We start from the raw sequence: 25,958 nt of genomic DNA, 5'->3' as shown, positions 1-25,958 counted from the left end.
AAAATTTTATATTACAAAAATATATTATAATTTATTATATTAAAATTTTATTATAATTTATATTTAGATTTCTCTCATTATATTTTTTATTATATGAAGAATAGATTCAGAAAGAATTTTTAATTCTTCTTTATATATTGAATTTCTAAAATACATTAGTTTATTAGTTTTTAATGGTGATAATCCTTGATCTAAGTTATGCCAAATAAAATCAATAAATGGAATTTTCCCTAAATATTGAATATTATATTCTTTTGCATATTTTTCAACATTTGATAAATCATTTGTTAATTTTTCTTTATTTGAAGAGAATAAATTTTCAACTATTCCTATTATCTTTACATCTAATTTTCTTAACATTTGCATAGATTTATGCATTGCATCAATAGCAACTTCCTGATTTGTGGATATCAAAATTGTAGCATCTATTTTATAATTATTAATTAAACTTAAATGAAGATCCCCAGTTCCAGGAGGAGTATCTATAATCATATATTCTGAATTTTTCCAATTAAATAAATTACTCCATCTCCATTCAGTATTATATAGCATATGATGTAACATGTTACTTATCATAGGACCTCTCCATATTAATGGTTGATCTGAGCTAAAAAAAGAACTAGACATAATCTTTATAAATCCACGTGTGGGAGGTATAAAGACATTATCTTTTATTAACGGCTCTTCTTTTATTCCAATCATTCTACCCATAGATGGCCCGTGAATATCAGCATCTAAAATAGCTATTCTTTTTCCAATACTTTCAAAAGAATATGCTAATAAAGCTGTAAGTGTTGATTTTCCAACTCCACCCTTACCAGAAAAAATTACTATAGTTTTTTCAACTCCCGGTATATCATTTTTATAATTTTTCTTAAAAGATGTTTTTAATTTAGATTTTTCTTGATGGGATGATTTATTATTTTCTTCTAAATCTTTTGATTCTATATTTTCAGAAGTAGTATTCAATGAGATATTTTTACTATTATATTCTATTTTTTGTACTAATTGGGCAATAAATACAATATGTAATTCATTTTCAAGTATACTAAATTTGTTCTGAAGAAAAAATAATACTGTGTTTTTATATAAATCTGCCACAAAATCATTTGTAATTTCTTCTTCAATACTTTCTACCGAATCAAAATTTAACACTTGTGGATTTATAAATAAAATAATACCACTATTAGATATTTTTATATCAATTAATCCATCTAAAAGATTAGTTTTATTTTGCAGATCGTAATTATGCAATGATTTTTTTATTTCTGATATCAATTTTTATAAGAGTAAGTAATTTTATTTAGAATAAAGGTTTATTTGATAAAGAATATCTTATATAGTAAAACTTATAATAAAGATTTATTATAGTGCATTATATAGTATGTATTTAGTATGTATTATATAGTATATAGAATATAATATATATATAAAATATATAGCACTTTTAACACATCTTTGATAAGACAATAAATAAAAATTTAATTATTTCAAATTTTTTATTTTCAATGATAATTTTAGATACAATTAATACATTAAAGAAAATTTTTTATCCAGAAAAAAAAGTAGACACTGATTTTAATATTGAAAATCCGTGGGCTGAAAAAAATACTACTAATAATAATGATAATAACGAATCCAAAAGTTTTAACAATGATAAAAAAAATTTTTGGAACATTTTTCCAGAAAAAGATAAAAAAAATAACAATATAAAATATATAAAAATCATAGTTGTTGGATTAATAATTGGATGGTTATCAACTGGATTTTATACTGTTAATCCTGATGAACAAGGAGTCGTATTATTATTAGGAAAGTATAATCGTACTAGTACATCTGGATTAAATTGGAAACTCCCAGATCCTATAGAAACTATTGAAAAAGTTAGTGTTACAAGAATGCAAAAAGAATCTATAGGACTAAAACAAGGTACTAATATTTCATCTTATAATAAATATTTAAATTCTAAATCTAAAGTTGAACAAAAATTAGTTTCATTGAAAAAACTGATACCAAATTTAGATGATAATAATTCAGTTCAATCTAAATTTTCATCATCAAATAATGAACAAAATGATTTTTATAATGAAAATGATAGTGATTTAGGTATTAGTCAAGATGAGATCAACAATAGTATTATTGAAGAGAGTCAAATGCTAACTGGTGATGAAAATATTGTAGATATGCATTTTTATGTTCAATGGAGAATAAAAGATGCTAAAGATTATCTTTTTAATATAAGAGATAGTTATGGGGAGAATACTGTTAGATTTTCAGCTGAAAGTGCTATGAGAGAAGTTGTAGGAACTACTAAACTTTATGATGTTTTATCTGAAAAAAGACAAAAAGTTGAAGAATCTGCAAAAAAAATACTACAAAATATACTAGATAAATATAAAGCTGGAATAGAAGTTCATTCACTTGGAATATTATATAGTTATGTTCCACCAGAGGTTAGAAATGCTTATCGTGATATTCAATCAGCAAAAGCAGATAAGGAAAGGTTTATAAATCAAGCAACTGCTTATAGAAATTCTGTTATTCCTAGAACAAAAGCAGAAGCTCAAGCAAAAATAGAAGAAGCTAATTCTTATAAGATTGCCAAGATAGATGAAGCAATTGGAAATATAATGCGTTATAATGCAATGTATAAAGAGTTTAAGAAAAATCCAGATATTATAAAAAATAACTTATATATAGAAAGTATGGAAAATTTTTATGGTAATATAAAAAATAAAATTATTTCACAATCTTCAAGCAATAATCCCCATAATCTTACTCCTATAGTCCCATTACTTCTCAATCAAAAAGATATAGGGTTTGAGATCAGTAATAATGATAACATTAAGACATCTACTTTGTTAAGTGAAAAAAATGATGTATCAGATCATAAAAAAGTCAATAATAATCAATCATGATACTCAAAAATTTAATAAAATAAATTAAAAATCTAATTTTTTAATAGAAATTTTTTATAATTTTATAATCTAATTATATTTTAATATCATATAAAATAAATAATCAAATGCTTTCAAATAATAAGTTAAAAGAAGGAAAATCTCAATTTTCAAAGATTATTACTATTTTTGCTATGTTGTTATTTATTATGGCAATATCTTCATATATTGTTGATCAACGTCAAATGGTAATAGTTACACAATTTGGGAATATTATCTCTATAAAAAAAGAACCAGGTATAAAATTTCATATCCCATTTATTCAAAATATAATATATTTTGATAATAGAATACAAAATATTAATTTTAAAGCCAGTGATGCAAATGAATTAGTAACAAGTGATCAAAAAACTATGAGAATTGAAGCTTTTGCAAAATATAAACTTTCAGATCCTGCTAGATTTTACCAGACTGTTTATACTGAGTCAGCATTTAAAGCTCGCTTAAGTTCAATTTTTGAATCAACAATACGAGAAGTTATAGGAACTTTTTCTTTTGCTGATGTTCTTGGGAGTAAAAGAGAAGTTATTATGGAAAAAATAAGCGAAATTATTACTAAACAAGTAGAGGATTTTGGAGTTCAATTTATTGATATGAGAATAACGAGAATAGGTCTTCCAGAAAAAGCACGTATGGCTGTTTATAGAAGAATGGAAACAGATCGTACAAAAGAAGCTGCTGAAATCAGAGCACAAGGTAAACAAGAAGGAGATATAATTAAAGCTCAAACAGAAAGGGACCAAGTCATTATGCTAGCTGAAGCACAAAAACAAGCTAATGGTATAAGAGGAGATGGTGAGAGTCAAGCAGCAAAAATCGTTCTAGAAGCTGTTGAGAAAAATGGAGACAGTGGTAAGGAATTCTATAATTATTATAGGATATTACAGTCGTATAATAAAATTTTCAGCAATAAAAATGATATATTATTGATTGATATTAAAGAAGCTCCATTATTTGATATAATAACTAATTTTGAAATTAAAAAAAATGAAATTAAAAAAAATGAAGTTAAAAATAATCAAGATTTACAAAAGTTTAATAACAATTAATTATTTTTATTTTTTAACTAACTAAATTAGTTAATTTTATATTTTATTTATTGATATGTCTTATTTATTTAAGGAAATTTCAAAAAAATGGCAACAAAAATGGCAAGAGAAAAAAGTATTTTATACAAAAGAAGATGTATCATCTCCTAAATATTATTGTCTCGAGATGTTTCCTTATCCATCTGGTAAAATGCATATGGGACATTTAAGAAACTATTCTATTGGAGATGTTACTGCACGTTATCATAGAGCATTAGGATATAATGTTCTATATCCCATGGGATGGGATGCATTTGGTTTACCAGCAGAAAATGCTGCTATTGAAAACAATTTATCTCCTAAAGATTGGACAATAGGAAATATTGCACAGATGAGATATCAATTAGAAAGTATTGGATTATCTTATGATTGGGAAAGAGAACAAATTACTTGTTTACCTGATTATTATCGGCACGAGCAAGAGATGTTTATATCATTTCTAGAGAATGGAATAGCTTATCAGAAAGAATCTGATGTTAATTGGGATCCTGTTGACAATACAGTACTTGCAAACGAACAAGTAATAGATGGAAGAGGTTGGAGGTCTGGAGCTCTTATAGAGAAAAAAAAATTAAACCAATGGTTTCTTAAAATAACTGATTTTGCTGAAGATCTTAGTGATAGTTTAGATAGCCTAAAAGATTGGCCTGAAAGTGTCAAAGTTATGCAAAAGAATTGGATTGGAGTTTCAGAAGGAGCATTGATAGACTTTGAAATTCTGACAATTGATAATATTGAAAATAATATTTATAATTTTTATAATTTTGATTATAAAATCAATGAAAATCAAAAAAAAGAGTTAGAAATAGAAATAAAAAATAATATAAAGAGTTTAAATCTTAATAAACTAACTATTTATACTACAAAACCTGAAACAATATTTGGTGCAAGTTTTATTGCAATATCTATAGAGCATGAATTAGTAAAAAAAATTGAGAGCTATTTTACTATTATTGATAATTTTTTATTTAATCTAAAAAAAACAGATAAAAAAAAATTAAATAACCAATTTAATCTAAAAAAAACAGAAGAATTAAAAAAATTTATTGATGAATGTAAATTATATTATGAAATAATTAATAAAAAAATAAAAAAATCTGAAGAGATAGAAAAAATAGGATTTTTTACTGGATTTTATGCAATTCATCCGTTTTATAATGAGTATCCTGATTCCATACAAAAATTAATACCAATTTATATTGCCAATTTTGTGATCTCAGATTATGGAACAGGGGCAATATTTGGATGTCCTGCTCATGATAAGCGAGATTATGAATTTGCTATCAAATATCAATTGCCAATAAAGCCAGTTGTAAAGCCTCTTATACAATCTTCTCAGGAAGAAGATATTAATTCTGATCATAAATCAGATACAATAATCAGCTCTTTACATAAAGATATTGATTATAAAACATATAAATACAATCCTATTCCTTATATAGAATCTGGTATTATTTTTAATTCAGGACCAATTGACGGTTTTACAACAGAAGATGCTAAAAAATTTATTATAAATAAATTAGAATCTAGTGGATTTGGATTAGGAAAAAAAAAATATAGGATTCGTGATTGGGGTATTTCTAGACAAAGATATTGGGGTTGTCCAATCCCTATTATATATTGTCCAAAATGTGGAACTATTCCTGTAGATAGATCTGATCTACCAATACTTCTACCAGAAAATCCTGATTTTGAAAAATCAGGAAACCCACTTATTTACGATGATTCTTGGCGTGTTACTAAATGTCATATTTGTGGCAGTAATGCGCAAAGAGAAACTGATACTTTTGATACTTTTTTTGAATCTTCATGGTATTTTTTGAGATTTTGTAGTAAAAAAGATGAAAAAAATTTAAATATATCAGATTTAAAAAAATGGATGCCTGTTGATCAGTATATAGGTGGTATAGAACATGCTATTTTACATTTATTATATGCAAGATTTTTTGTAAGAGCATTGAGCAAATGTGGTTATTTTAATAAGGATGATATTGGAGGAATACTTGAACCTTTTAAATCTTTGCTAACACAAGGAATGGTCTGTAATATGGCTTTCAAAGATGAAAATGGAAAATGGATCAATGGACAAGACTCATATATTCAAAAAGATGGTAGCTATATATGTAAGAAAACCTCAAGGAAATTGTATCCAGTAGGAGTAGAAAAGATGAGTAAATCTAAATTTAATGGAATTAATCCTGACGATATCATTGATAATTATGGTGCTGATGCTGCTAGATTATTTATTCTATCAGATTCTCCGCCAGATAAAAATCTTGAATGGAGTAATACTGGTATTGATGGAGCATATCGCTATCTTAATAAAATATATACAATTGCCGAAGATTTAAGTAAAAAAAACGAAAAAATTAAATTAATTGATATTGCTCTAAAAATAAAGGCAGAATATTTAAATAATAAAAATATTTTTAATAAATCATTTAATAATGAGATATCTTATTTTATTGAGCAAATAACACTAAAAAATTTATGTAATCCAGATATTCTAAAAAAAATTCATCGTTATATTGCTAATGTTAGTGATGATATAAAATTGTTTAAAATTAATAAGGCTATAGCTAAGATAAGAGAGCTAAGCAATCTATATTTTCATTGTGAATCTGACTTTGATAAAATATTTTTAATTATTGTTGTTATAATATTATTATCACCAATAACACCACATTTATCAGAAGAAATCTGGGAAATGTTTGGATTTACAGAAATATACGGCATGTTATCAGAAATTAGATATTGGCCAGATTATAATAAACAAATTATCAATGAATCCATTATAAACTTACCTGTGCAACTCAATGGAAAATTAAAGGGAATAATATCTATATATTCTGATATGTCTGAAGAAAGTATAGTAAAAACTGCGATTGATAATATATCTGCTTTATCAAATACAATATATAAAAATAAAGATCATAATCATTCTAATAATCTTGATTATGAAAAGAATCAAATCGGTAAAATAATAAAAAAAGTTATATATATTCCACAAAAAATATTAAATATAATAATTTAAAATTAACAATCTTTATATTTTCTATAATTAATTATGTCTACTAAATTACTTAATTATCACAAATTAAAATCTAAAGTTGCTCCAAATAAGCAGGTTATAATTTTACATGGATATGGATCAAATGGTAAAAATATTTTAACTATTGCAGAAGAAATACAAAATTATATTCCTAATGTAGATTTTATTGCTCCAGATGCTCCAAATCGGTTTGAAGGTGATAATATAGATGGTTATCAATGGTTTAGTTTAATCAATAGAGATCCAATAAGTATGTTACGTGGTGTAACATCTGCTACTGCGGTTATAACTAATTTTATGGATAATATTGTTAATCCCAATCTCCCATTATATATAATGGGTTTTTCACAAGGAGCAATGCTTGCTGCACACGCTGCTATGCGTTATAAAACTCATAATGTTATGGGTCTAATAATGTGCTCTGGAGCTCTCATAGCTTCGCATCACCTTAAAAATGAATTAAGTGAAAATGCTCGTGACTGTACAATCGTTATAACACATGGAGATAATGATAATATTGTAGATTATCATTTATCTGAAGAAGCACATAATACTTTTTTAGATTTAGGTCTCAATAGTAAGTTGATCATTGAAAGAAATATTGATCATACTGTTGGACATATAGCATTTGATAATATACTAAAAATATTAAGTTTATAAAATTTTTTATAAATTATTAAATTTAATAGATTTTATATAAAATAAAAAAAATATTAAAAATAATTATTAATATTAAATATGTGTGGAATAATTGCAATATTTGATTCTAAAGAATGTGTAATTGATAGATTAATTAAAGGATTATGTAGTTTAGAGTATAGAGGTTATGATTCAGCAGGTGTTGCTGTATTTTATAATACAAAAAATACTCATAAACAAATTACAATAGATAAATTTCTTGATAATTTAAAAAATTTAAAAAAATTTAGCCAAAAATTAGATAATAAAACTGAAAAAATTGATATTACTTTATTTAAAGATACTATTGGGCATATTTATAAAAAAATAGATAAATGCTCAAGTTTACAAGAAATATTTTCAGAAAAAAATAATAGTAATACATTTTCATTAGGAATAGGGCATACTAGATGGGCTACACACGGAAAGCCAACTCTCCCTAATGCTCATCCTATTTTATCAGGAACTGTATGTGCAGTTCATAATGGTATTATTAGTAACTATGATGAAATAATAGATGATATTGATGAAAAATTAGAAGGAGATACAGATACTGAGATTTTAGCAGCTCTTGTTAATAAAAATTTAATGATTGATATTGATATCAATCAAATTGATAACAAAAATATTACAAGTATTTTTTTTTATATTGCAGTAACTTTATCATGTAAAAAGGCAGTAGGTGTATATAGTGTTGTTTTTACATCTATTGCTATTCCTAATTGTATGGTTATAGTATGTAAAGGATTACCACTAATTCTATCAATAGATAAAAAAAGTAAATCAATTTATATTGTTTCTGATATAGTTGCTCTTCCTAATAGTGATTATTTAATATATAATTTAAAAGATGGAGAAAAATCACTAATTATAGCAGAAGAAGTATATTGTTTTGATAAATTCGATAATAGATTTTATCCTGAATATAATTCTTATACTCAAAATAATTCTAATATTGAAAAAAAAACTAATTACTTCAATTTTATTCAAAATAATTTTGAATTCAATAATATAAATCTAATAAATTTATATAATTCTCATTTTTGGCAAGAAATTAATGAACAGCCAGATATCTTAAATAATATATCAAAAAATATAATTCAAAATATATCTAAGAACTCATCTGCAATTATAAGTTCTTTATCATCTTTAGATTTTTCAGCTTTTAATTCTGTTTGCTTTGTAGCATGTGGCACATCATATAATGCAGCTTGTTGTGCTAATTATTGGTTCGATAGACTTTCTTCTAAAGGAATAAATTGTAGAACAGAAATTGCATCAGAATTTTTAATTAGTGCTATTCGTCCAAATGAAAAAATTTTATATATTTTTATTTCTCAATCTGGTGAAACAGCTGATATAATTTTAGCATTCAAATATTTAAAAAAAATTGATCCTAAAGCAATAACTATCGGATTAATTAATAGAATGAATACAAAATTAGCAAATGATGTTGATTATGTTATAAATACAATGTCTGGTATAGAGTATTCAGTCGCATCTACTAAAGTTTATACTGCTCAACTTATGTTTTTATTACTAATAGGAGTTCAAGCTGGTTGGATTGTATTAAATCATAATATTAATGAAAATAGTGATATAAAAAATAAATTAAATCTAGAGAATGAAATTGATTTATTTAATACTAAGATATTAAACTCATTTTCAGAAAAAAATCAAAATCTTTTTAAGATTATTGAATCAATAATATATAAATCACAATTTATATTATCTAATCAAAAATTAAATATAAAATTTATAGAAATTGCACAAAAAATTATAAAATCTCGTCTTATAGTCTTTATTGGTCGTGGAATATCTTATCCATTATCTTTAGAGATGTCATTAAAAATGAAAGAATTAACTTATATTCCATGTGAAAATATTGCTGGAGGAGAATTTAAGCATGGACCATTAGCTCTTATTGATGAAAAAGTAACAGCTGTAATTATAGCTTGTGATGAAGAAATTAATGCATTGGAAAAAATCATCAGTACTTCACAAGAGATTAAAGCAAGAAATGGTAATTTGATTGTTTTAACAAGTGAAAATTCTGCTAAGAGATTTAAAAATATTTCAGAGGATATAATTATATTACCTTCTGCTGATATTTATAGTTCTTGTTTTATTTATATAATAGCAATGCAGATTATAGTAGGTTATGCAACAATATTCTTAGGTAATAATATAGATAGACCAAGAAATTTAGCAAAATCATTAACAGTAGAATAAAAGAATATATTTAATATTAAAAACAAAAAATTTATATTTCAGTATAAAAAATATTAATATTATTAATATTATAAAATTTTATTGTAAAATATTATTTATCTTCTGTATTTGAAATCTTTCTTGTTTCATGGCGGGAAAATTTTGTAAGACGTGATTCTATTGCAATAGATCTTTTTTCTGCCAATGAAATAGCTTCACTTGCCTGATCTAATTTTAGTTTAGTTTTTGATAAAAGTACTGAGAAATTATTAAAATCCTTTTTAATTATCTCTAATATTTCCCAGATTTTACTAGATTTTTCAGCAATAGCAAGAGTTCTAAAACCCATTCTTAAGCTATTAAGTATTGCTGATAATGTTGTTGGTCCAGCAATAACAACTCTATATTCTCTTTGAATCTCATCAATTATTCCTGGTATTTGAAGAGCTTCTGAATAAACTGATTCAACAGGAATAAACATTATCGCAAAATCAGTACTATATGGTGGTATAATATATTTTTCTGAAATACTTTTTGCAGATTTTTTTATAAAATTTTCGAGATTTTTTATATATTTTACATTTTTTTTATCTATTTTATCATTAATATATATTTTAGAATGATTTATTATATTTTCTGATTCAATAAAATTTTCTTTGTTAATATTATTGTTAATATTGATTTGTTGATTATTATTCTCTTCAATATGATTATTTATTAATCTCTCATAATCACTCATTGGAAATTTAGCATCAATTGGTAAAAAAATATTCATTCCATTCTCTCCACCAGGTAATTTTATTGCAAATTCAACTCTTTCTGTTGATTTTGGATTTATTGCAAAATTCTTTTCATATTGAACTGGAAGTAGAATTTGAGATAAAATAGATTCTAATTGTACTTCTCCCCAAATACCACGCGTTTTAACATTAGTAAGTATATTTTTTAGATCCCCAACGTTATTAGCAAGAGATTGCATTTCTCCTAATCCTCTGTGTACAATTTCTAAACGTCTACTTACAAGATCAAATGAATCTTTTAATCTTTTCTCTAGAGTAGTTTGAAGTTTTTCATCAACTGTCAGCCGAATTGTTTCTAGTTTTTCATCAATTACCTGTCGCATTATTTCGATCTTATTATTAGTATCATTTTGAATATGATCTAATTTATAGTCTATTGCTTTTCTTATATTTTCTAATTTATTATCATTATGTTGATTGCTATGATGTATGATATCAGAAATATATTTATGTGCTTGATCTATAATCATTAATGATTCATAATTTTTATTATTTTGTGTTAATATTATATCTAAATTTTCTATTATTTTTTGATTTTCTTGTTCAAATATAAGAATTTTATATGATATTTCCTGTAATAGAATAGAATTTTTTTTTAATATTTTAAATAAAAGAATAATTCCCAAAAGAATAGATATTCCTATAAAAAAATATAAGTACTGAAAGATTATTTGATGCACAATAAAAATATATAAAAATATAAATTAATACCAAAATACTATATATAATATATTGAACATTGTAGCAAAAAATAAAAATATCTCTGAAAAATTATAATTTTTGATCTGATTTGTATCAGATTGTAATATTTTATCTTTATCTACTAAATAATTTTTAGTATTTGGAAAGTATATAAAAGATATTATTCTTAAATAATAAAATACACTGATAGATGATGTTATCAATATTATACCAATAGTCCAATACATTTCACTACGTAATAATAACTGTAATGTTTCAAACTTAATTATAAATCCGGCAAATGGTGGTAATCCTGCCATAGATAATAACAAAATTGTTAAACAAAAAGCAATAAATGGATGAGATTTACCGATATTTTTTATATCATTGATATTATAATATGTATTATTAGTTTTAAATTCTAAAATAAGCAAAGTTAAAAACGAAGGCATAGCTATTGCCCCAAAATATATAATTGTATAATGAATTGATTTATGCTTTATAAACTCACTACTACTAATTAAGTTATCTGAAATCCTAAAGCCATATGACGTTATAATTAGAGAAATAAAAGCAAGATTATAGATAGTACTATAAGCTAATATTCTTTTTATATTGCTTTGCATTATTCCACCTAAACTTCCAATTACTAACGATATTATTGAAAGAGTCCAAATTATATCGTGTATTTTAAAAGATAAAAAAGTAGGAGATAAAAATATTTTTATAAAAAAAGATACAAATGCTATTTTATTAGCACTACTTAAAAACAACATCACAAAAGTAGGTGCTGATTGGTATAAATCTAATGTCCAAAAATGAAGCGGTGCTAATCCTATTTTTCCAGATATAGAAATTAATATCATTAAACCACCAATATGAGATATTAATGATATTTTATCTTTTGATAAAAATAATGTATTTAAGTTATCAATAAAATTTTTAGATTCTATTTCTAATATATTAATAGAATTTACTTCAAAATATAACATAGCTACTCCAGCTAAGTAAAAAACACTCATTACTCCATTAAATATAAAATATTTAATTACTCCTTCTAAAGCATATATACGTTTATTTTTAGATTCTGAATAACAAACAATAATTGGATACATTATAAGAGAAGAAGCTTCTATGGCTAAATAAGCAGTCATCATATCGTTAACTAATATCAAAAGCGATAAAATAAAAGCACATAATAATAATAAACCTGGTATCTCAAATGTTAATATATTAGAAGTATTATTATACGGAGTTTGATAAGTATTATGAGAATTAATAAAATTTTTATTATTATTTTTATTATTATTTATAATATTATTATTGTTATTATCATTTAAAGATCGGATTTTATCTATCCAATTTGCAGTAATTATCATACTAATTCCCCATAAGATTAAAAAAAAGAAAAGAATTATCAAATCTGAAGAACTAATATATATAGAATTATTAAAAAGAAAATGATTATAATGTGGTTTTATATTATTTATTTGATAAAAATATAATAAAGAACATATAATGACAAATATTCCACTATTATAGAAGAGTTTTACAATATTTTTAGGAGAATGACGAAAAAATACTCCTATTATCAACATAATAAGTGATAATAACAGTATAGAAAAAAGTACATATACAGATGATACAACTCTCATAATACTTATTTGATATGAATTGTTATTTATTAATATATTTATAATATGAATTTATTTAGTATATAGAAATATATTCTATTTTTTTGGGAATTCATAAAATATACTAGAAGGTTTTAAACCAATTAATATAATTAAAAAGATTAAAAAAGATAAAGTAATTATTCTACTGAAGTTCAATGGTTTTATTGCTTTAGAATCAATACTTGATGTTCCAAAAATTATCTTTTCAATTAGATTTATAATATAAATTGCACTAAAAATCATTCCACTAGTCATAATTAATCCATAGATTGTATTATTTAAAAAAACTGCATTGAGACAAATAAATTCAGCTATAAATCCAGATGTTCCAGGAAATCCTATTGATGCCATTACAAAAGCTATGAAAAATACAGCAATTTTAGGATTAGTTCTAGCGATTCCTGAGTATTTAGATATAGATCTATCATGTGTAATTTCAGATATAATGCCTATTAAAAGAAAAATTCCTGCTGATATAAGTCCATGACTTATCATTTGAATTGTAGCAGCTAATTGACTATATTTTGTACCAGCAAATATAGAAGCTGTAAGATATGACATATGAGATATTGAAGAATAAGCTATCATTTTTTTCATATCTTGTTGAGAAAAAGCAATAAAAGATGTATATATCATTGTAAAACAACTCCATCCTATTATTAAATTGGAAAAGTTTTCTGAAATCTCTGGGAAAAATGGTATTAGTATTTTTTGCATTGCATATCCACCCATTTTTAGTAAAATGGCTGCTAAAATTATTGATCCACCGGTTGGTGCTTCAACATGAGCATCAGGTAACCATGTATGAAATGGTATCATTGGAATTTTCACAGCAAATGATATTAGAAATGCTATCCAAAGCCATATTGTATATTCTTTTGGAATAATATTTATATTGTTAGATATATAATCTATATCTGAATTTTTTAAAAAAGATATTATAAATATAATTGCGACCAATGATATTATAGATAAAATAAATGTATATAGAAAAAATTTCATTGCAGCATAATTTTTATTTTTTCCACCCCACACTCCTATTATTATGAAAGTTGGTATTAAAATAAATTCATATAAAATATAAAAAAGTACTATATCTTTAGCTAGGAAAAACGTATTTATTCCAGCTGATAATATTAAAACTAACGCATAATATATATTATTTTGTACAATTGATTTATTTTCTTCCTTAATATCTAAATGAGACTCATTAAGTAGATAAATCTCATTTTTAACAATATTATCATTAGAATCATTAGAATCATTAGAATTAATGTTATTTTTTATTGGTGATTCTATAATAGCTATTATACTTATAATATTTGTAAGTAAAATAAGATAAATATTTAGATTATTTATTTGTAATGAATAATTTATATTATATTCTCTAGATATATTATATATGAAGTTATAAGATTCTATTCCATTTTTTAAGTCAAAAAATAATAATAAAGATATAATAAAAGAAATAAAACTTGCAATCCAAACTAATAATTCAGGATAATTTTTTACTTTTTTGTTTTTTTCGTTATTTTTCTTTAATTTCGAATTTTTTTTTAATCTTAAAAATTTATAAAAAAAATTTACAGGGAATATAAAATGAATAATTTTAATAATAAGAGATAGTAAAAAATTTTGATGATTAAAAATTAAAAATAATCCTGAAAGAAATGGAATTATTATTAATAAATTAATTAATATTGAATATTCTTGCATATATTTATTAGATTTTTATGATAAAAATTTTATATATAAGACTTTTTAATATATAATTTAAAATAATTTAAATAATGTAAAAAATATGCCTCATTCCAATATAATAAATCATACCTATAGTGAATAAAAATATAATCATTGCATAATGACTAATTTGCCCATTATATATTTTTTGTTGATTTTTAGCCATAGAAAAACAATAAAGTACTAAGTAATTTGTAATATTATTAAAAAAACGTTTTTCTATAAAATCATTCATATATTTTACTATAGTGTAAAAACTTCTTAAAAAAATTTTTTCATAAATTAAATCAAAATAAAAAGCATTTTTAGTTAATTTTTCAAAAAAAGTAATATTATTTTTATTAGAAATAGTATTTGAAATTGATGTTTTTTTATAAAAAAATATCATTGATATTATAAAAAATACTGTTCCTATAGAATTTATTATAAATTGTATATGAATTGGAATAATTTCTTTTAATTTTAAATTATCTTTAATAATTATATTTTCCCAAAAATTTATACTATTTTCTCCTAATGATTTTTCTAAAATACCAAAAAAAATAGATCCTATTGATAAAATTATCATTGCTAATTTCATCAAAAATGGTGGATCATGTGGATTTATTTCATTAATGCAAAAATTAAAATTATTATCTTTAATAAAAACGTAAAATATAAGTCTTGTACAATATATTGTAGTTAATATACTAACTAATAAAGCAATATAAAAAACACATTTATGATTAGAAATATAAAGATTTTGTAATATTAAATCTTTTGAAAAAAAACCTGAGAGTGGATAAACTCCTGATAGATTCATACTACCTACAAGCATCATAGAAAAAGTATATGGAATATAATTCGCTAATTTCCCCATTTTTTTGATATTTTGTTCTCCATTAATACTATGAATGATACTTCCAGCACCAAGAAATAAAAGAGCTTTGAAGAAAGCATGAGTTAGTAAATGAAACATAGCAGCAGTAAATGCTTTTGTTCCACAAGCAGCAAACATATATCCTAATTGACTACATGTAGAATAAGCTATTATTTTTTTGATATCATCTTGTGAGACTGCTGATATTGCGCCAAATAATGCTGTTAATATTCCAATATATAATACTATATTTAAAATAATATCAGAATTGCTGAATAATAGATTACACCGAACTATCAAAAATATCCCAGCAGTTACCATTGTTGCTGCATGAATAAGTGCAGATGCTGGAGTTGGTCCTTTCATAGCATCAGGTAACCATATATGAAATAGTATTTGTGCTGATTTTCCCATACATCCGATCAGCAAAAAAATACAACATAAATCCAATTTATTTAAAGATTTATTATAAAATTTGAATATAATTAATTCTTTTGCTTCCAATATTTTATTATTATTCAATATAGAATCAAAATCTATTCCCTGAAAAGTATGTACTATTACTATAATTCCAAAAAGTAATGCAAAATCGCTTATTCTATTTACTATAAATGCTTTTTTTGCTGCTTCTAATGCATCGCTTTTGTCATACCAAAATCCTATTAAAAGATATGATATAAGACCAACTCCTTCCCATCCGATAAATATTTGAATCATATTATCAGCAACAACTAATATAAACATTGCAAATGTAAAAGTTGATAAATAGATAGTAAATCTAAGTTTTCCTTCATCATTTTGCATGTATTTTATAGAATACATATGTACTATGAATGATATATTAGAGACTATATTTAACATATAAATGGACAGTGCGTCAGCTTTTATAGAAAAATTAGCCTTTATATCATAAATATCAATGATTTCCCAAAGAATAATATTAGTATTTAACTTATTAAAAATTAAATAATTAAAAAAAATAGCTACAGATAAAATATTAATATTTGCTAAAATTATCAATTTATTATGAGATAGGCATTTTTGTAAAAATAATAGTAATAGTACAAATACTATCGGAGAAAATACAAATACCACAAATAATGTGTTTATTAACATAAAATCAATATTTTATATGATTATATCTATATAAATTAATATCTCTTTTTAATTTATTGAAATATATTCTTCTTTTAAAGAATTAGCTTCTTCGGTTCTTATATTTTTGCATAATCTATGATAAGACAGTAAAAGTGATAAACCAACTGCAACCTCTGCAGCATTTACAGCTAAAATTAACATTGAGAATATATATGGTGTATAGTTAAGTGTAATTTTATATAAAATAACAAATACTGTGAAACAACCAGCTGTCATCAATTCCATACATATAAAAATATTGATAAAATTCTGGCTTTTACTAATGAGGCCACAACATCCAATAATAAATAGCGCAATACAGAAAATAATGAAATATTCCAGATATATATTATACATATTAGTTTAATAATTGTTATTTTTTAATTGATTTTACGGGGATTTATTTGTAATAATAATAGCACCATCTCCAGGAGATATTTTTATTAAATCAACACTTTTTGTTGAATAATAATCTATATTATGCTTTTTTATTGATTTAAATTCAAAATTACTAATAATAATTGTTATTGAAGATATTATTCCAGCTAATAAAATAATTCCAGCTAATTGAATCTGAAACCAGCTATTTTCATAAAGATGATTAGTTATCTCATCAAAATTACTCTTTGATGAATAAACATTATTTGTTATATTTTCATTATTATATTGTTCTACTTTTTTTAATTGTGTAATTTGTTTCTTTTGAAAAGAAATTGATGAATTTTTATTAAAAGTATCATATTGTATACAAACAAATGGTAAAAATACAAATATGAATATAAATAAAGTATTTATTAATTTATATATGATATTTTGTTTTGCAATAAAATCTAAATTTATCATCATTATTGAGAATAGAAATAAAATAGCTATTGCCCCAACGCATATTATAATTAAACTTATTCCTAAGAACTCATCACATGTGATTATAATTCCAATACCTGTAAATATAAAAACAACTATTAAAAAAAATACAGAATGTATTGTATTATTTGTTGATACAACCATTATGCTTGCAAAAAACGCTAAGCATCCACAAATAACTAGGATCATGAATGGTTAAATTATTAGTATATGTTGTTATATGTTAACATGACATATGGTAAAGTCAATGCTATACAAATTTAATACAAAATATTATTTTTTTATATTTGATAAAGAAATAGTAAATTTGATAATAAATTTTTAATATTATTCAATGAGCAGATATTATTATATAAAATTTCAAGATAATATTAATTACTCTATTTTTAATCAAAAAAAAATAAAAAAAAAGAAACTATTTAATAGTTGGATTAAAACAATTATTATTTTATTTCTATTTTTTTTTATTATTTATATTTTTTTATATCAAAAAATACAAAATAATAGTTCAAATATTGTTCATATTTTGAATATCTTTAAAAATATATATGAAATTGATGATAAAAAAATTGTATTATTAAGTGATAACTTGTATACAAATGATATAATATCAGAAAAAGACATATTTAATTGCTTTATTACTGAAAATAATAAAAAATCTGATATTTATGATTTTCTTCTTGAAGAACAAAAAAAATCTTTTATTGTTAAAATTTTTAATGCATTAAATATATCTTTTAATAAAATTAATCTATTATATATAGATTTATTCTTAATAAAACAAAGAATTTTAGAAAAATGTCCAATTATTGATAATGTTATTATAACTTCTTCTTTTTATCCATCATTAAAAATTCAATTAATAGTAAAAAAACCAGAAGCAATTCTTTACAAAAAAATTAATAATAAAGAAAAATATTACTTTATTGATAAATTTGGAGAAGAAATAAAAATTAACAAACCATATTTAAATAATTTATTAAATAATAGAAATTATAAATTGCCAATAGTGCTGGGAAAAAATTCAGAAAAAAACTTTTTCACAACATTGTCAGTACTAAAAAAATGTGGTATCGATATAGAAACAATTTATTCAATGCATTATATATTAGAACGTCGTTGGAATTTATACCTTAAAGATGGATTAAAAATAAAACTTCCAGAAAATAATCAAATATGTCGCGCTATTAAAATATGGGAACTTACAAAAGATCAATATATAAAAGCAAAATATGTAGATCTGAGATTGACATATTTGAAGCAACCTTTAATATATTATAATTAAAACGTGATAGTTATCAGAAATATAACTATTAAAATATATTAATTTTAAAATATATTAATTTATAATTTAAATAATTTATACAAAAAAATATGCAAAGTAGAAATTTATATAGACAATTGCAAAAAATAGAGAAATCTATATCAATTATTGGATTGGCAGGTAGTGGTAAGAGTACAATAGGTAAAAGATTAGCAAGAAAAATTGGTATTCCAGTATACGATACAGATAGCCATGTTGAAAAATTAGTTGGACACAATAAAGTAGAAATCTATGATTTTCAAGGGAAAGAGTTTTTTAAAAAGAAAGAAAAAGAAGCTGTAAAGGAAATTCTTTCATATGGTATTATTGTTATGTCAACAGGGAATGAAACATATCTTGATGATGAATTACGAAATTTAATCAATGAAAAATGTATAACAGTATGGCTGAAAGCAGATATAGAAACACTTTATTCTCGTATCATTAGACGTAATACAAGACCAGAAATAGATAGGTTAGATGATAAAAAAGCTGCTTTACAAAAAATGATTGATGATACTTCTCATATATATCAAAATGCTAATATAACAGTTACAAGTCAAGATATGGATCCACACTATATTATAGATGCAATTATTGCCAAGTTAAATAGAATACTAAATAATGTACCTATATCGTAAATTAATAATATAATACTAACTAAATACTAATAATTTTAAACTTTTTATATAAAAAATGGAAAATTCTGAATTATCATCACAATATATTAAAAAATTGTCACAACTTGCTTTAATAATAATAGATGATGAAGATAGTAAAAAATATGCTAGTCAATTTAAGGAAATATTCAAAATTCTAAATATGTTACAGAAAATTGATACTAAAGATGTTATACCTATGTCTTCACCAAATAAATCTTCGATTATAATAGATAATATCTTAGATAATACTTCTAATATTGAAATAGATCATTCTTTAATTGATAAAATTTCTAAAAAATCTATCCTTGCTAATGCACCAAAAGAACATAATGGTTATTTTGTTGTTCCAAAAATTATAGAATAAAATTATTAAATTAAATTTATAAATTTCCTATAAATGTCATATTTCCTTGATGCATCAAAGCATTTTTAAGACTACCTTGCTTATGAACATTAAATACTATAATTGGCATTTCATTCTCTTGGGCTAAAGCTACAGCTGCAGTATCCATAAAATGAAGACCATTTTGTATTATTTTTTCATAACTTATATTGTTATAATGTAATGCGTTGCTATATATTTTAGGATCAGCTGAATAAACTCCATCAACTTGTGTTCCCTTTAATACTATATCACAATTTGTTTCAATAGCTCTTAGTATAGCTGCACTATCTGTTGTAAAGAATGGATTTCCTGTTCCTCCTGAAAATATTACAACTCTTCCTTTTTCCATATGTCTAATTGCTCTTCTTCTTATATATGGTTCTGCTACTGGCGGCATTGAAATCGCCGATTGAACTCTAGTTGCAACACCGTAATTTTCCAACTTGCCTTGAATGGCAATAGCATTTATAATGGTTGCCAGCATTCCCATATAATCAGCATTAGCACGATCTATTCCAATCTTAGACATTGTTGCGCCACGACAAATATTACCTCCACCAACAACAACAGCAATTTGGCAACCATTTTCGTATATATCCTTGATCTCTTGACATATTTGATCTATAAAATCAGGATCAATACATGATTTTTCTCCTGATTGCATTAATGCTTCTCCTGATAATTTAAGTAATATTCTACTGTATTTTATTGTTTCAATATTTTTATAAGACATATAATTTTAAATGTATTTAATTTTTAGTTAATAATTATTGCACAGATAAAATTTTTCTCACAACAATAAAAAAAAGTCTATGATAAATTATAGTAATTCTTTAAAAAATAAGCTTAATTTACTTATAATTTTTACAGCAATTATAATATCAGTATTTGTAACAGCTTTTTTATCTTCGCTTTATTATTATTCTGGAATAGAAAGATTATTTAGTGAGGAAGTACGAAATAAAATTGAAGAAACTAATACGATAGCTAATCTCTATCTTGAAGAACATATCAATAGTATTAAAGTTGATTCTCTTGTTATTCAAGGAACAATTGAGAGATCACCAGATTTAATAAATAATTATGAAAAATTAAAAAAGATCTTGGATGAAATATCTCAGAATAGAGCTCTATCAGAAATAGTTATATTTAGTTCTGATAGAAAAAATATTGCAACTTCTTCTTATAGTTTAGCTTTTTTATTTGATCGTGTTCCTGAAGAATATTTAGATAAAACAGAAGGACAAAAAATTCATGTTTATAGAAATGGAGAAGACAAAGTACAAGCTCTATCTAGAATATATTCCCCATTAAGTGACAAAAAAATATATCTGCTTGTTGGTAGATATCTTGATGAGTCAATAATGAATAAAATTAGAGATAGTAATACTTCTACTAATCTTTATTCTACTACAGAAAAAAAATTACGTGTATTAAAAAAACCAATTATAAGTATTTTTGCTATAGGATATATCATATTTTTTTTTATTATAATTTTAATTGCACGCAGAATAAGTCATCTTTTTATTATTCCTATTCAGAATCTAGTTTCTACAGCATCAAGAATTAAAGATGGTGAATACGGATTAATAGTTCCTGAAGAACAAAAAGAAATTGAAATAATGCAATTATCAAATGCTTTTAATCAAATGAGTATTTCTATAGCAAATAGAAAAAAAGAACTAGAATTAGCATTAGATCTATTAGATCAAAGAAATAATTTTATAGAATCGATACTTGAAGAAATAACAATTGGTGTAATTGTTTTTGATTCTCAGAAAAATGTCATTCTTATTAATGATACTGCAAAAAAAATCTTAGATTTCAATGAAAAAAAAGATAATTTAAATAATTATAAAAGTTTTTTTCCAGAACTTGAAAATATAATAGATGATATAACAAATTTATCTATAAAAAATTTTAATAATAATACAATAGTTCGTAAAATACGTATTATAAGAAAATTAGAATATATTGAAATCCTAATACATATTAGATTAATACCAGATAATCAACATAGTATAATTGTGACATTAGATAATATTACAAAAATTTCTGCTGCTGAAAGATTAAGAGCTTGGGCTGATGTTGCACAAAAGGTTACCCATGAAATAAAAAATCCACTTACACCAATTCAATTAGCTGTTGAAAGATTAGAGAAAAAATTTTCACCAGAAGATAGACAAGATAGAAATCAATTTCTCCGTTATACACAGATTATTTTAGAAAGAGTTTCAGATATACAATCTTTAATCAAAGAATTTATAACATTTTCAAGAATAGCACCTTCTAGAATTGAATCTTGCAATATAATAGAAATAATAAATAACGTTATATTATTAGAACAAAATAGTAATAAAAATATTAAGTATGAATTTGACAATAGAATAGCAAATTGTTATGTTCTGTGCGATAGAATGCAGATTACTCAAGTGCTAATTAATATTTTAAAAAATGCAGCAGAAGCAATATATTTTAATCAAAATAATCTTTATAAATCATTATCAAAAGATAAAGAATATAGTACAGTAAATAATAATTACACAATAAATAATGGCTTGATCTCTATTTCTTTGAGTTATGAATACCTTGATAATTGCGATTACAAAAACAATTATTTAGATGATATCACTAATGATCTGGTTTTTATATCAATTCAAGATAATGGTGGTGGTTTAAAATCAGAACCAATTGAGGGAATAAGTACAAAAATAGATGGTAGCGGGATAGGACTTGCTATAGTAAAAAAAATACTCCAAGGACATGAGGAAAGTATGTTTGAGATAAAAAATACTAAAGATAATAGTGGATCAGTTGCAATATTTGCTTTAAAAAAAGTAAAATCAAATATGAAGTCATAATTTTTTGTATTTAAAAATATTTATTCATTATTTTATATAATTTCTGTATAAATATTTAATTTATGTGATTATTATATCACTCAATCTTATTTATAATTTAAATTTATTAGGGTAAATTACACTAAAAATGGAAAGAACTCATGAAAAAATAAAAAGTATTCGCTCTACACGTCGGGGTATTATACTTATGATAATTCATGCGATAGCTATGTCCATATTATATGTTATAAGCAAAAAACTTACGAAAATAATATCTCCAGAACAAGTTGCTTTTTTATATAAATTGGGAGTCTTTGTTATTGCATTTCCATGGTATTTAGCCAAAGGATTATATCAGACTATAAAAACTAATGTAATTCATTGGCATTTTGCTAGAGGAGGATTTAGCTTGCTTGCAACTATTTTCTTTTATAAAGCTATACAATCAATAAAAGTTGCAGACGCCGCTGCTATTACATATCTTGAAAATATACTTGTAATGCTTGTAGGTGTATTTTTTTTCAAAGAAAAGTTTTCATTATCAAAAATTATAATAGCTATATGTGGTATCACAGGAGCATTATTAATTATAAAACCGGGATTTGAATCATTTAGCTCATCCTATATTTATATTATGTATTCTTTAGTTTTTTGGATGTGTAATAATATAGTTGTTAAAGTTTTAGGTAAAACAGAAAAAACACATACTCAACTATTTTATTCGTCACTATTTGGATCTATTTTAGCAATACCAATGATCATAGGGAAAAATTGGAATGGAATAGAACTTTGGTATAATTTCCAATATATTCCAGCTCTAGCAGTTCTTCATGCAATTCATGTTATTGCATTTTTCAGATCATTTAAAGCTGCAGAAATATCTACAGTAATGCCATTTGATTATTCTCGTCTTATTTTTACAGGAATTCTTGGATATTGTTTATTTAATGAAAAACCAGATGCAATTTCTTTGCTTGGGTATTTTATAATATGTTTTGGTGGAATATATTCAGTATATAATGAAACTGTACTGAAATAAATAATATTAAATAATATATTTATATATATTCTAGTATATAATTATTGAGTATTTTGTATATAATTCTTATATAATTCTATTTTTTTTAAAAAATCTTCCAATCTAGTATTTTTTTTATTATAGATTTTGCAGGAGAAAATTTTCCTGGAGATACTAGTTTATTTAACGCTGAATTGTATACTTTTTTAAATTGTAATTTTATATCATCATTTTTTAATACTGAAAGTGTATAAAATAAAATATTAGATACATTGAATTTATCCCTGCCTATTAATTCAGGTATTAATATATTACTGGAAGTAGTATTTGATATAAATTCATAATTATATTGTGTAATACTTTTATTATTAATATCAACATCATCGATAGTATTAATAATATTAATCAAATTAAAGAATTGGTTTTTTTTTATTTGCCATTTTAAAATAAATTCAGTAACTCGTGATAAGCAATAAAAAGTCAACATAGGAACTTTAGCAATTGCGACTTCAATTGTAACAGTTCCAGATTTAACCCATGCGAAATGGCTATATGAAAGTGCAATTTTTTTTTGTATAGCATTATCAACAATAATAATACTAACTTTCTTTGTTTTAATCTTATTATTATTATTTATTACATTTAATTCTTTATCAAAATCTATTATGTGAATATCAGGATTATAATCCAAATAATTTAAAATTTTTTTAATAAGAAAATTTTTTAGCTTAAAAGTAGTGTGAAATATGAATATAATCTCTTTTATATTATATTTATATTGATTATTTTCTTTATTACCTTTATTAAAAATAATATCAACTAAATCAATGATAGATTGTGTTATAATTGTTATGTGATTTTTTATTTCATTTTTACGACTTCCTATCATTATACTTATACATTTTTTATGATTCATATCATTAAATATATTTAATATCACATCTTCTTGTATATCTTTTTGAGTGATATATTTATCTTTGTAATATTTACAATCATTATCAATTTTATTAATTGGATTACTAATATCTAAATTATTATATAATGTTGATATATTATTTTGTATTGATTTATTATTTGATTCCAAAATTTTATTTTCTAAACAAGATATAGATGCAAAATTCTCTTTATTATTTATTGCTAAATAATGTCCAACATATGAGTGTGACATATGTTGAAAAAATTTATCCTCAAATGGCATAATAAGCATTATATGATCGAATAATTTGGCAGCTATTATAGCTCTTTGGGGTTTTCGTGCCCAAACTGTTGGCGCTACATAATGTATATATTTTGGTGGATTTTGTTGTAATATTTTTGATTTTCTTAAATTTTTCACTAAATGAAAATTGAATCCTGGAGCATCTATAGTAATAATCAGATCTGGTTTATAATCTTCAGCAAAAAGAATTAATTTTTTCATTAAAAAATAAGCATTTTTTACAATAAATAATGCTTCTATTAGTCCTATGATAGAAATATTATCATATTGAGCTATTTGGATTAGTCCAGAATCAACCATTTTTTCTCCTCCCATTCCTGCGAATTCAAATTCTATTTTTTCATGATTTGGAGGTAATCCATCTAAATCAGATTTATTATTTATAGATAAAATATCTATATATTTATTTATTATTTGATCTCCAAAGAATTTTTTCATCTTTGGATGACAAAGATCTTCCATAAGACTAGCACCTAATCCATCTCCAGAATCTTCACAAGCAACTATCATAATTTTGAGTGATACCATATAAATACATTTACAATGAAATTAATTATTAATTAAATTTAATAATAAAAATATAATATTTTAATAGTATATGTCGAAAAATTATTTCAAATATTAAAATATAAAAATACTATAATAATGATATATATGATATATGAAATTATGGAAGTATTAAAAAATATAAAATTTTACAAAATATATAATTTTTGAATAAAATTTGAATAAAAATGCATGATAACGAAGCAAAAATATCTAAAAATATAAAAATATTATTTTTTATA

The 25,958-nt window shown here is 23.3% G+C and carries 19 protein-coding genes; 10 read left to right on the top strand and 9 right to left on the bottom strand.

Translation table 11 applies throughout. The annotated features are described in order from the left end of the window. Positions 1-63: 63 nt before the first annotated feature. Positions 64-1,278: a P-loop NTPase gene (locus tag Lyticum_RS02470; RefSeq protein WP_322498756.1), complete on the bottom strand. Its 1,215-nt coding sequence runs from the start codon at positions 1,276-1,278 to the stop codon at positions 64-66. A gap of 230 nt (positions 1,279-1,508) precedes the next feature. On the opposite strand from Lyticum_RS02470, the gene hflK reads away from it, so the two are divergent. From hflK to Lyticum_RS02445, 5 genes are all read left to right on the top strand, one after another. Further along, complete coding sequence (gene hflK, locus Lyticum_RS02465) at positions 1,509-2,918, top strand: FtsH protease activity modulator HflK (RefSeq protein ID WP_322498755.1); 1,410 nt, start codon at positions 1,509-1,511, stop codon at positions 2,916-2,918. A 107-nt stretch (positions 2,919-3,025) separates the two neighbouring features. Further along, positions 3,026-4,006: a protease modulator HflC gene (hflC, locus tag Lyticum_RS02460; protein WP_322498754.1), complete on the top strand. Its 981-nt coding sequence runs from the start codon at positions 3,026-3,028 to the stop codon at positions 4,004-4,006. A 55-nt stretch (positions 4,007-4,061) separates the two neighbouring features. Then, complete coding sequence (locus Lyticum_RS02455) at positions 4,062-7,079, top strand: leucine--tRNA ligase (protein ID WP_322498753.1); 3,018 nt, start codon at positions 4,062-4,064, stop codon at positions 7,077-7,079. Between the two features lie 33 nt (positions 7,080-7,112). Further along, positions 7,113-7,757 (top strand): alpha/beta hydrolase, encoded by a 645-nt coding sequence (locus Lyticum_RS02450; protein WP_322498752.1) that lies wholly within the window; start codon positions 7,113-7,115, stop codon positions 7,755-7,757. Positions 7,758-7,835: 78 nt separating this feature from the next. Continuing rightward, on the top strand, positions 7,836-10,007 hold the full coding sequence (locus tag Lyticum_RS02445) for an isomerizing glutamine--fructose-6-phosphate transaminase (RefSeq protein ID WP_322498751.1): 2,172 nt from the start codon (positions 7,836-7,838) through the stop codon (positions 10,005-10,007). 91 nt (positions 10,008-10,098) lie between these two features. Here the strand turns inward: Lyticum_RS02445 and Lyticum_RS02440 are convergent, their stop codons facing one another. The 6 genes from Lyticum_RS02440 to Lyticum_RS02415 form a co-directional block, all read right to left on the bottom strand. Then, entirely contained in the window at positions 10,099-11,466 is a 1,368-nt protein-coding gene (locus Lyticum_RS02440; protein WP_322498750.1) for a DNA recombination protein RmuC, read from the bottom strand. A gap of 24 nt (positions 11,467-11,490) precedes the next feature. Further along, a complete protein-coding gene (locus tag Lyticum_RS02435; RefSeq protein WP_322498749.1) occupies positions 11,491-13,122 on the bottom strand; it encodes an NADH-quinone oxidoreductase subunit N in 1,632 nt (543 codons plus the stop codon). Positions 13,123-13,197: 75 nt separating this feature from the next. After that, complete coding sequence (locus Lyticum_RS02430) at positions 13,198-14,859, bottom strand: complex I subunit 4 family protein (RefSeq protein WP_322498748.1); 1,662 nt, start codon at positions 14,857-14,859, stop codon at positions 13,198-13,200. Positions 14,860-14,926: 67 nt separating this feature from the next. Continuing rightward, on the bottom strand, positions 14,927-16,858 hold the full coding sequence (nuoL, locus tag Lyticum_RS02425; protein ID WP_322498747.1) for an NADH-quinone oxidoreductase subunit L: 1,932 nt from the start codon (positions 16,856-16,858) through the stop codon (positions 14,927-14,929). A gap of 48 nt (positions 16,859-16,906) precedes the next feature. After that, complete coding sequence (nuoK, locus tag Lyticum_RS02420) at positions 16,907-17,236, bottom strand: NADH-quinone oxidoreductase subunit NuoK (RefSeq protein ID WP_322498746.1); 330 nt, start codon at positions 17,234-17,236, stop codon at positions 16,907-16,909. Between the two features lie 33 nt (positions 17,237-17,269). Then, positions 17,270-17,932, bottom strand: coding sequence for an NADH-quinone oxidoreductase subunit J family protein (locus tag Lyticum_RS02415; RefSeq protein WP_322498745.1), 663 nt, complete (start codon positions 17,930-17,932; stop codon positions 17,270-17,272). Positions 17,933-18,269: 337 nt separating this feature from the next. Between Lyticum_RS02415 and Lyticum_RS02410 the strand changes: the two genes are divergently transcribed. The 3 genes from Lyticum_RS02410 (at position 18,270) to gatC (ending at position 20,072) form a co-directional block, all read left to right on the top strand. Continuing rightward, the gene (locus Lyticum_RS02410) at positions 18,270-19,028 is read left to right on the top strand and encodes a cell division protein FtsQ/DivIB (RefSeq protein WP_322498744.1); all 759 of its coding nucleotides are present in this window, start codon (positions 18,270-18,272) and stop codon (positions 19,026-19,028) included. An 89-nt stretch (positions 19,029-19,117) separates the two neighbouring features. Continuing rightward, positions 19,118-19,687: a shikimate kinase gene (locus tag Lyticum_RS02405; protein ID WP_322498743.1), complete on the top strand. Its 570-nt coding sequence runs from the start codon at positions 19,118-19,120 to the stop codon at positions 19,685-19,687. A 55-nt stretch (positions 19,688-19,742) separates the two neighbouring features. Then, the gene (gene gatC / locus Lyticum_RS02400) at positions 19,743-20,072 is read left to right on the top strand and encodes an Asp-tRNA(Asn)/Glu-tRNA(Gln) amidotransferase subunit GatC (protein ID WP_322498742.1); all 330 of its coding nucleotides are present in this window, start codon (positions 19,743-19,745) and stop codon (positions 20,070-20,072) included. Positions 20,073-20,088: 16 nt separating this feature from the next. Here gatC and pyrH read toward each other — a convergent pair whose 3' ends face one another. Next, positions 20,089-20,826 (bottom strand): UMP kinase, encoded by a 738-nt coding sequence (gene pyrH / locus Lyticum_RS02395; protein ID WP_322498741.1) that lies wholly within the window; start codon positions 20,824-20,826, stop codon positions 20,089-20,091. Between the two features lie 79 nt (positions 20,827-20,905). Between pyrH and Lyticum_RS02390 the strand changes: the two genes are divergently transcribed. Together Lyticum_RS02390 and Lyticum_RS02385 are read left to right on the top strand one after the other, a co-directional pair. Next, entirely contained in the window at positions 20,906-22,954 is a 2,049-nt protein-coding gene (locus Lyticum_RS02390; RefSeq protein ID WP_322498740.1) for a sensor histidine kinase, read from the top strand. 127 nt (positions 22,955-23,081) lie between these two features. Continuing rightward, the gene (locus tag Lyticum_RS02385) at positions 23,082-23,972 is read left to right on the top strand and encodes a DMT family transporter (protein ID WP_322498739.1); all 891 of its coding nucleotides are present in this window, start codon (positions 23,082-23,084) and stop codon (positions 23,970-23,972) included. 85 nt (positions 23,973-24,057) lie between these two features. On the opposite strand, the gene Lyticum_RS02380 is transcribed toward Lyticum_RS02385, so the two are convergent. Further along, entirely contained in the window at positions 24,058-25,698 is a 1,641-nt protein-coding gene (locus tag Lyticum_RS02380; RefSeq protein WP_322498738.1) for a glycosyltransferase family protein, read from the bottom strand. Positions 25,699-25,958: the final 260 nt, after the last annotated feature.

The sequence above is a fragment of the Lyticum sinuosum genome, from assembly GCF_034471385.1.
Taxonomy (GTDB): Bacteria; Pseudomonadota; Alphaproteobacteria; order Rickettsiales; family Midichloriaceae; genus Lyticum; species Lyticum sinuosum.
Note: the sequence above shows the minus strand (reverse complement) of the source record. Positions and strands in the feature narration are given on the sequence as shown.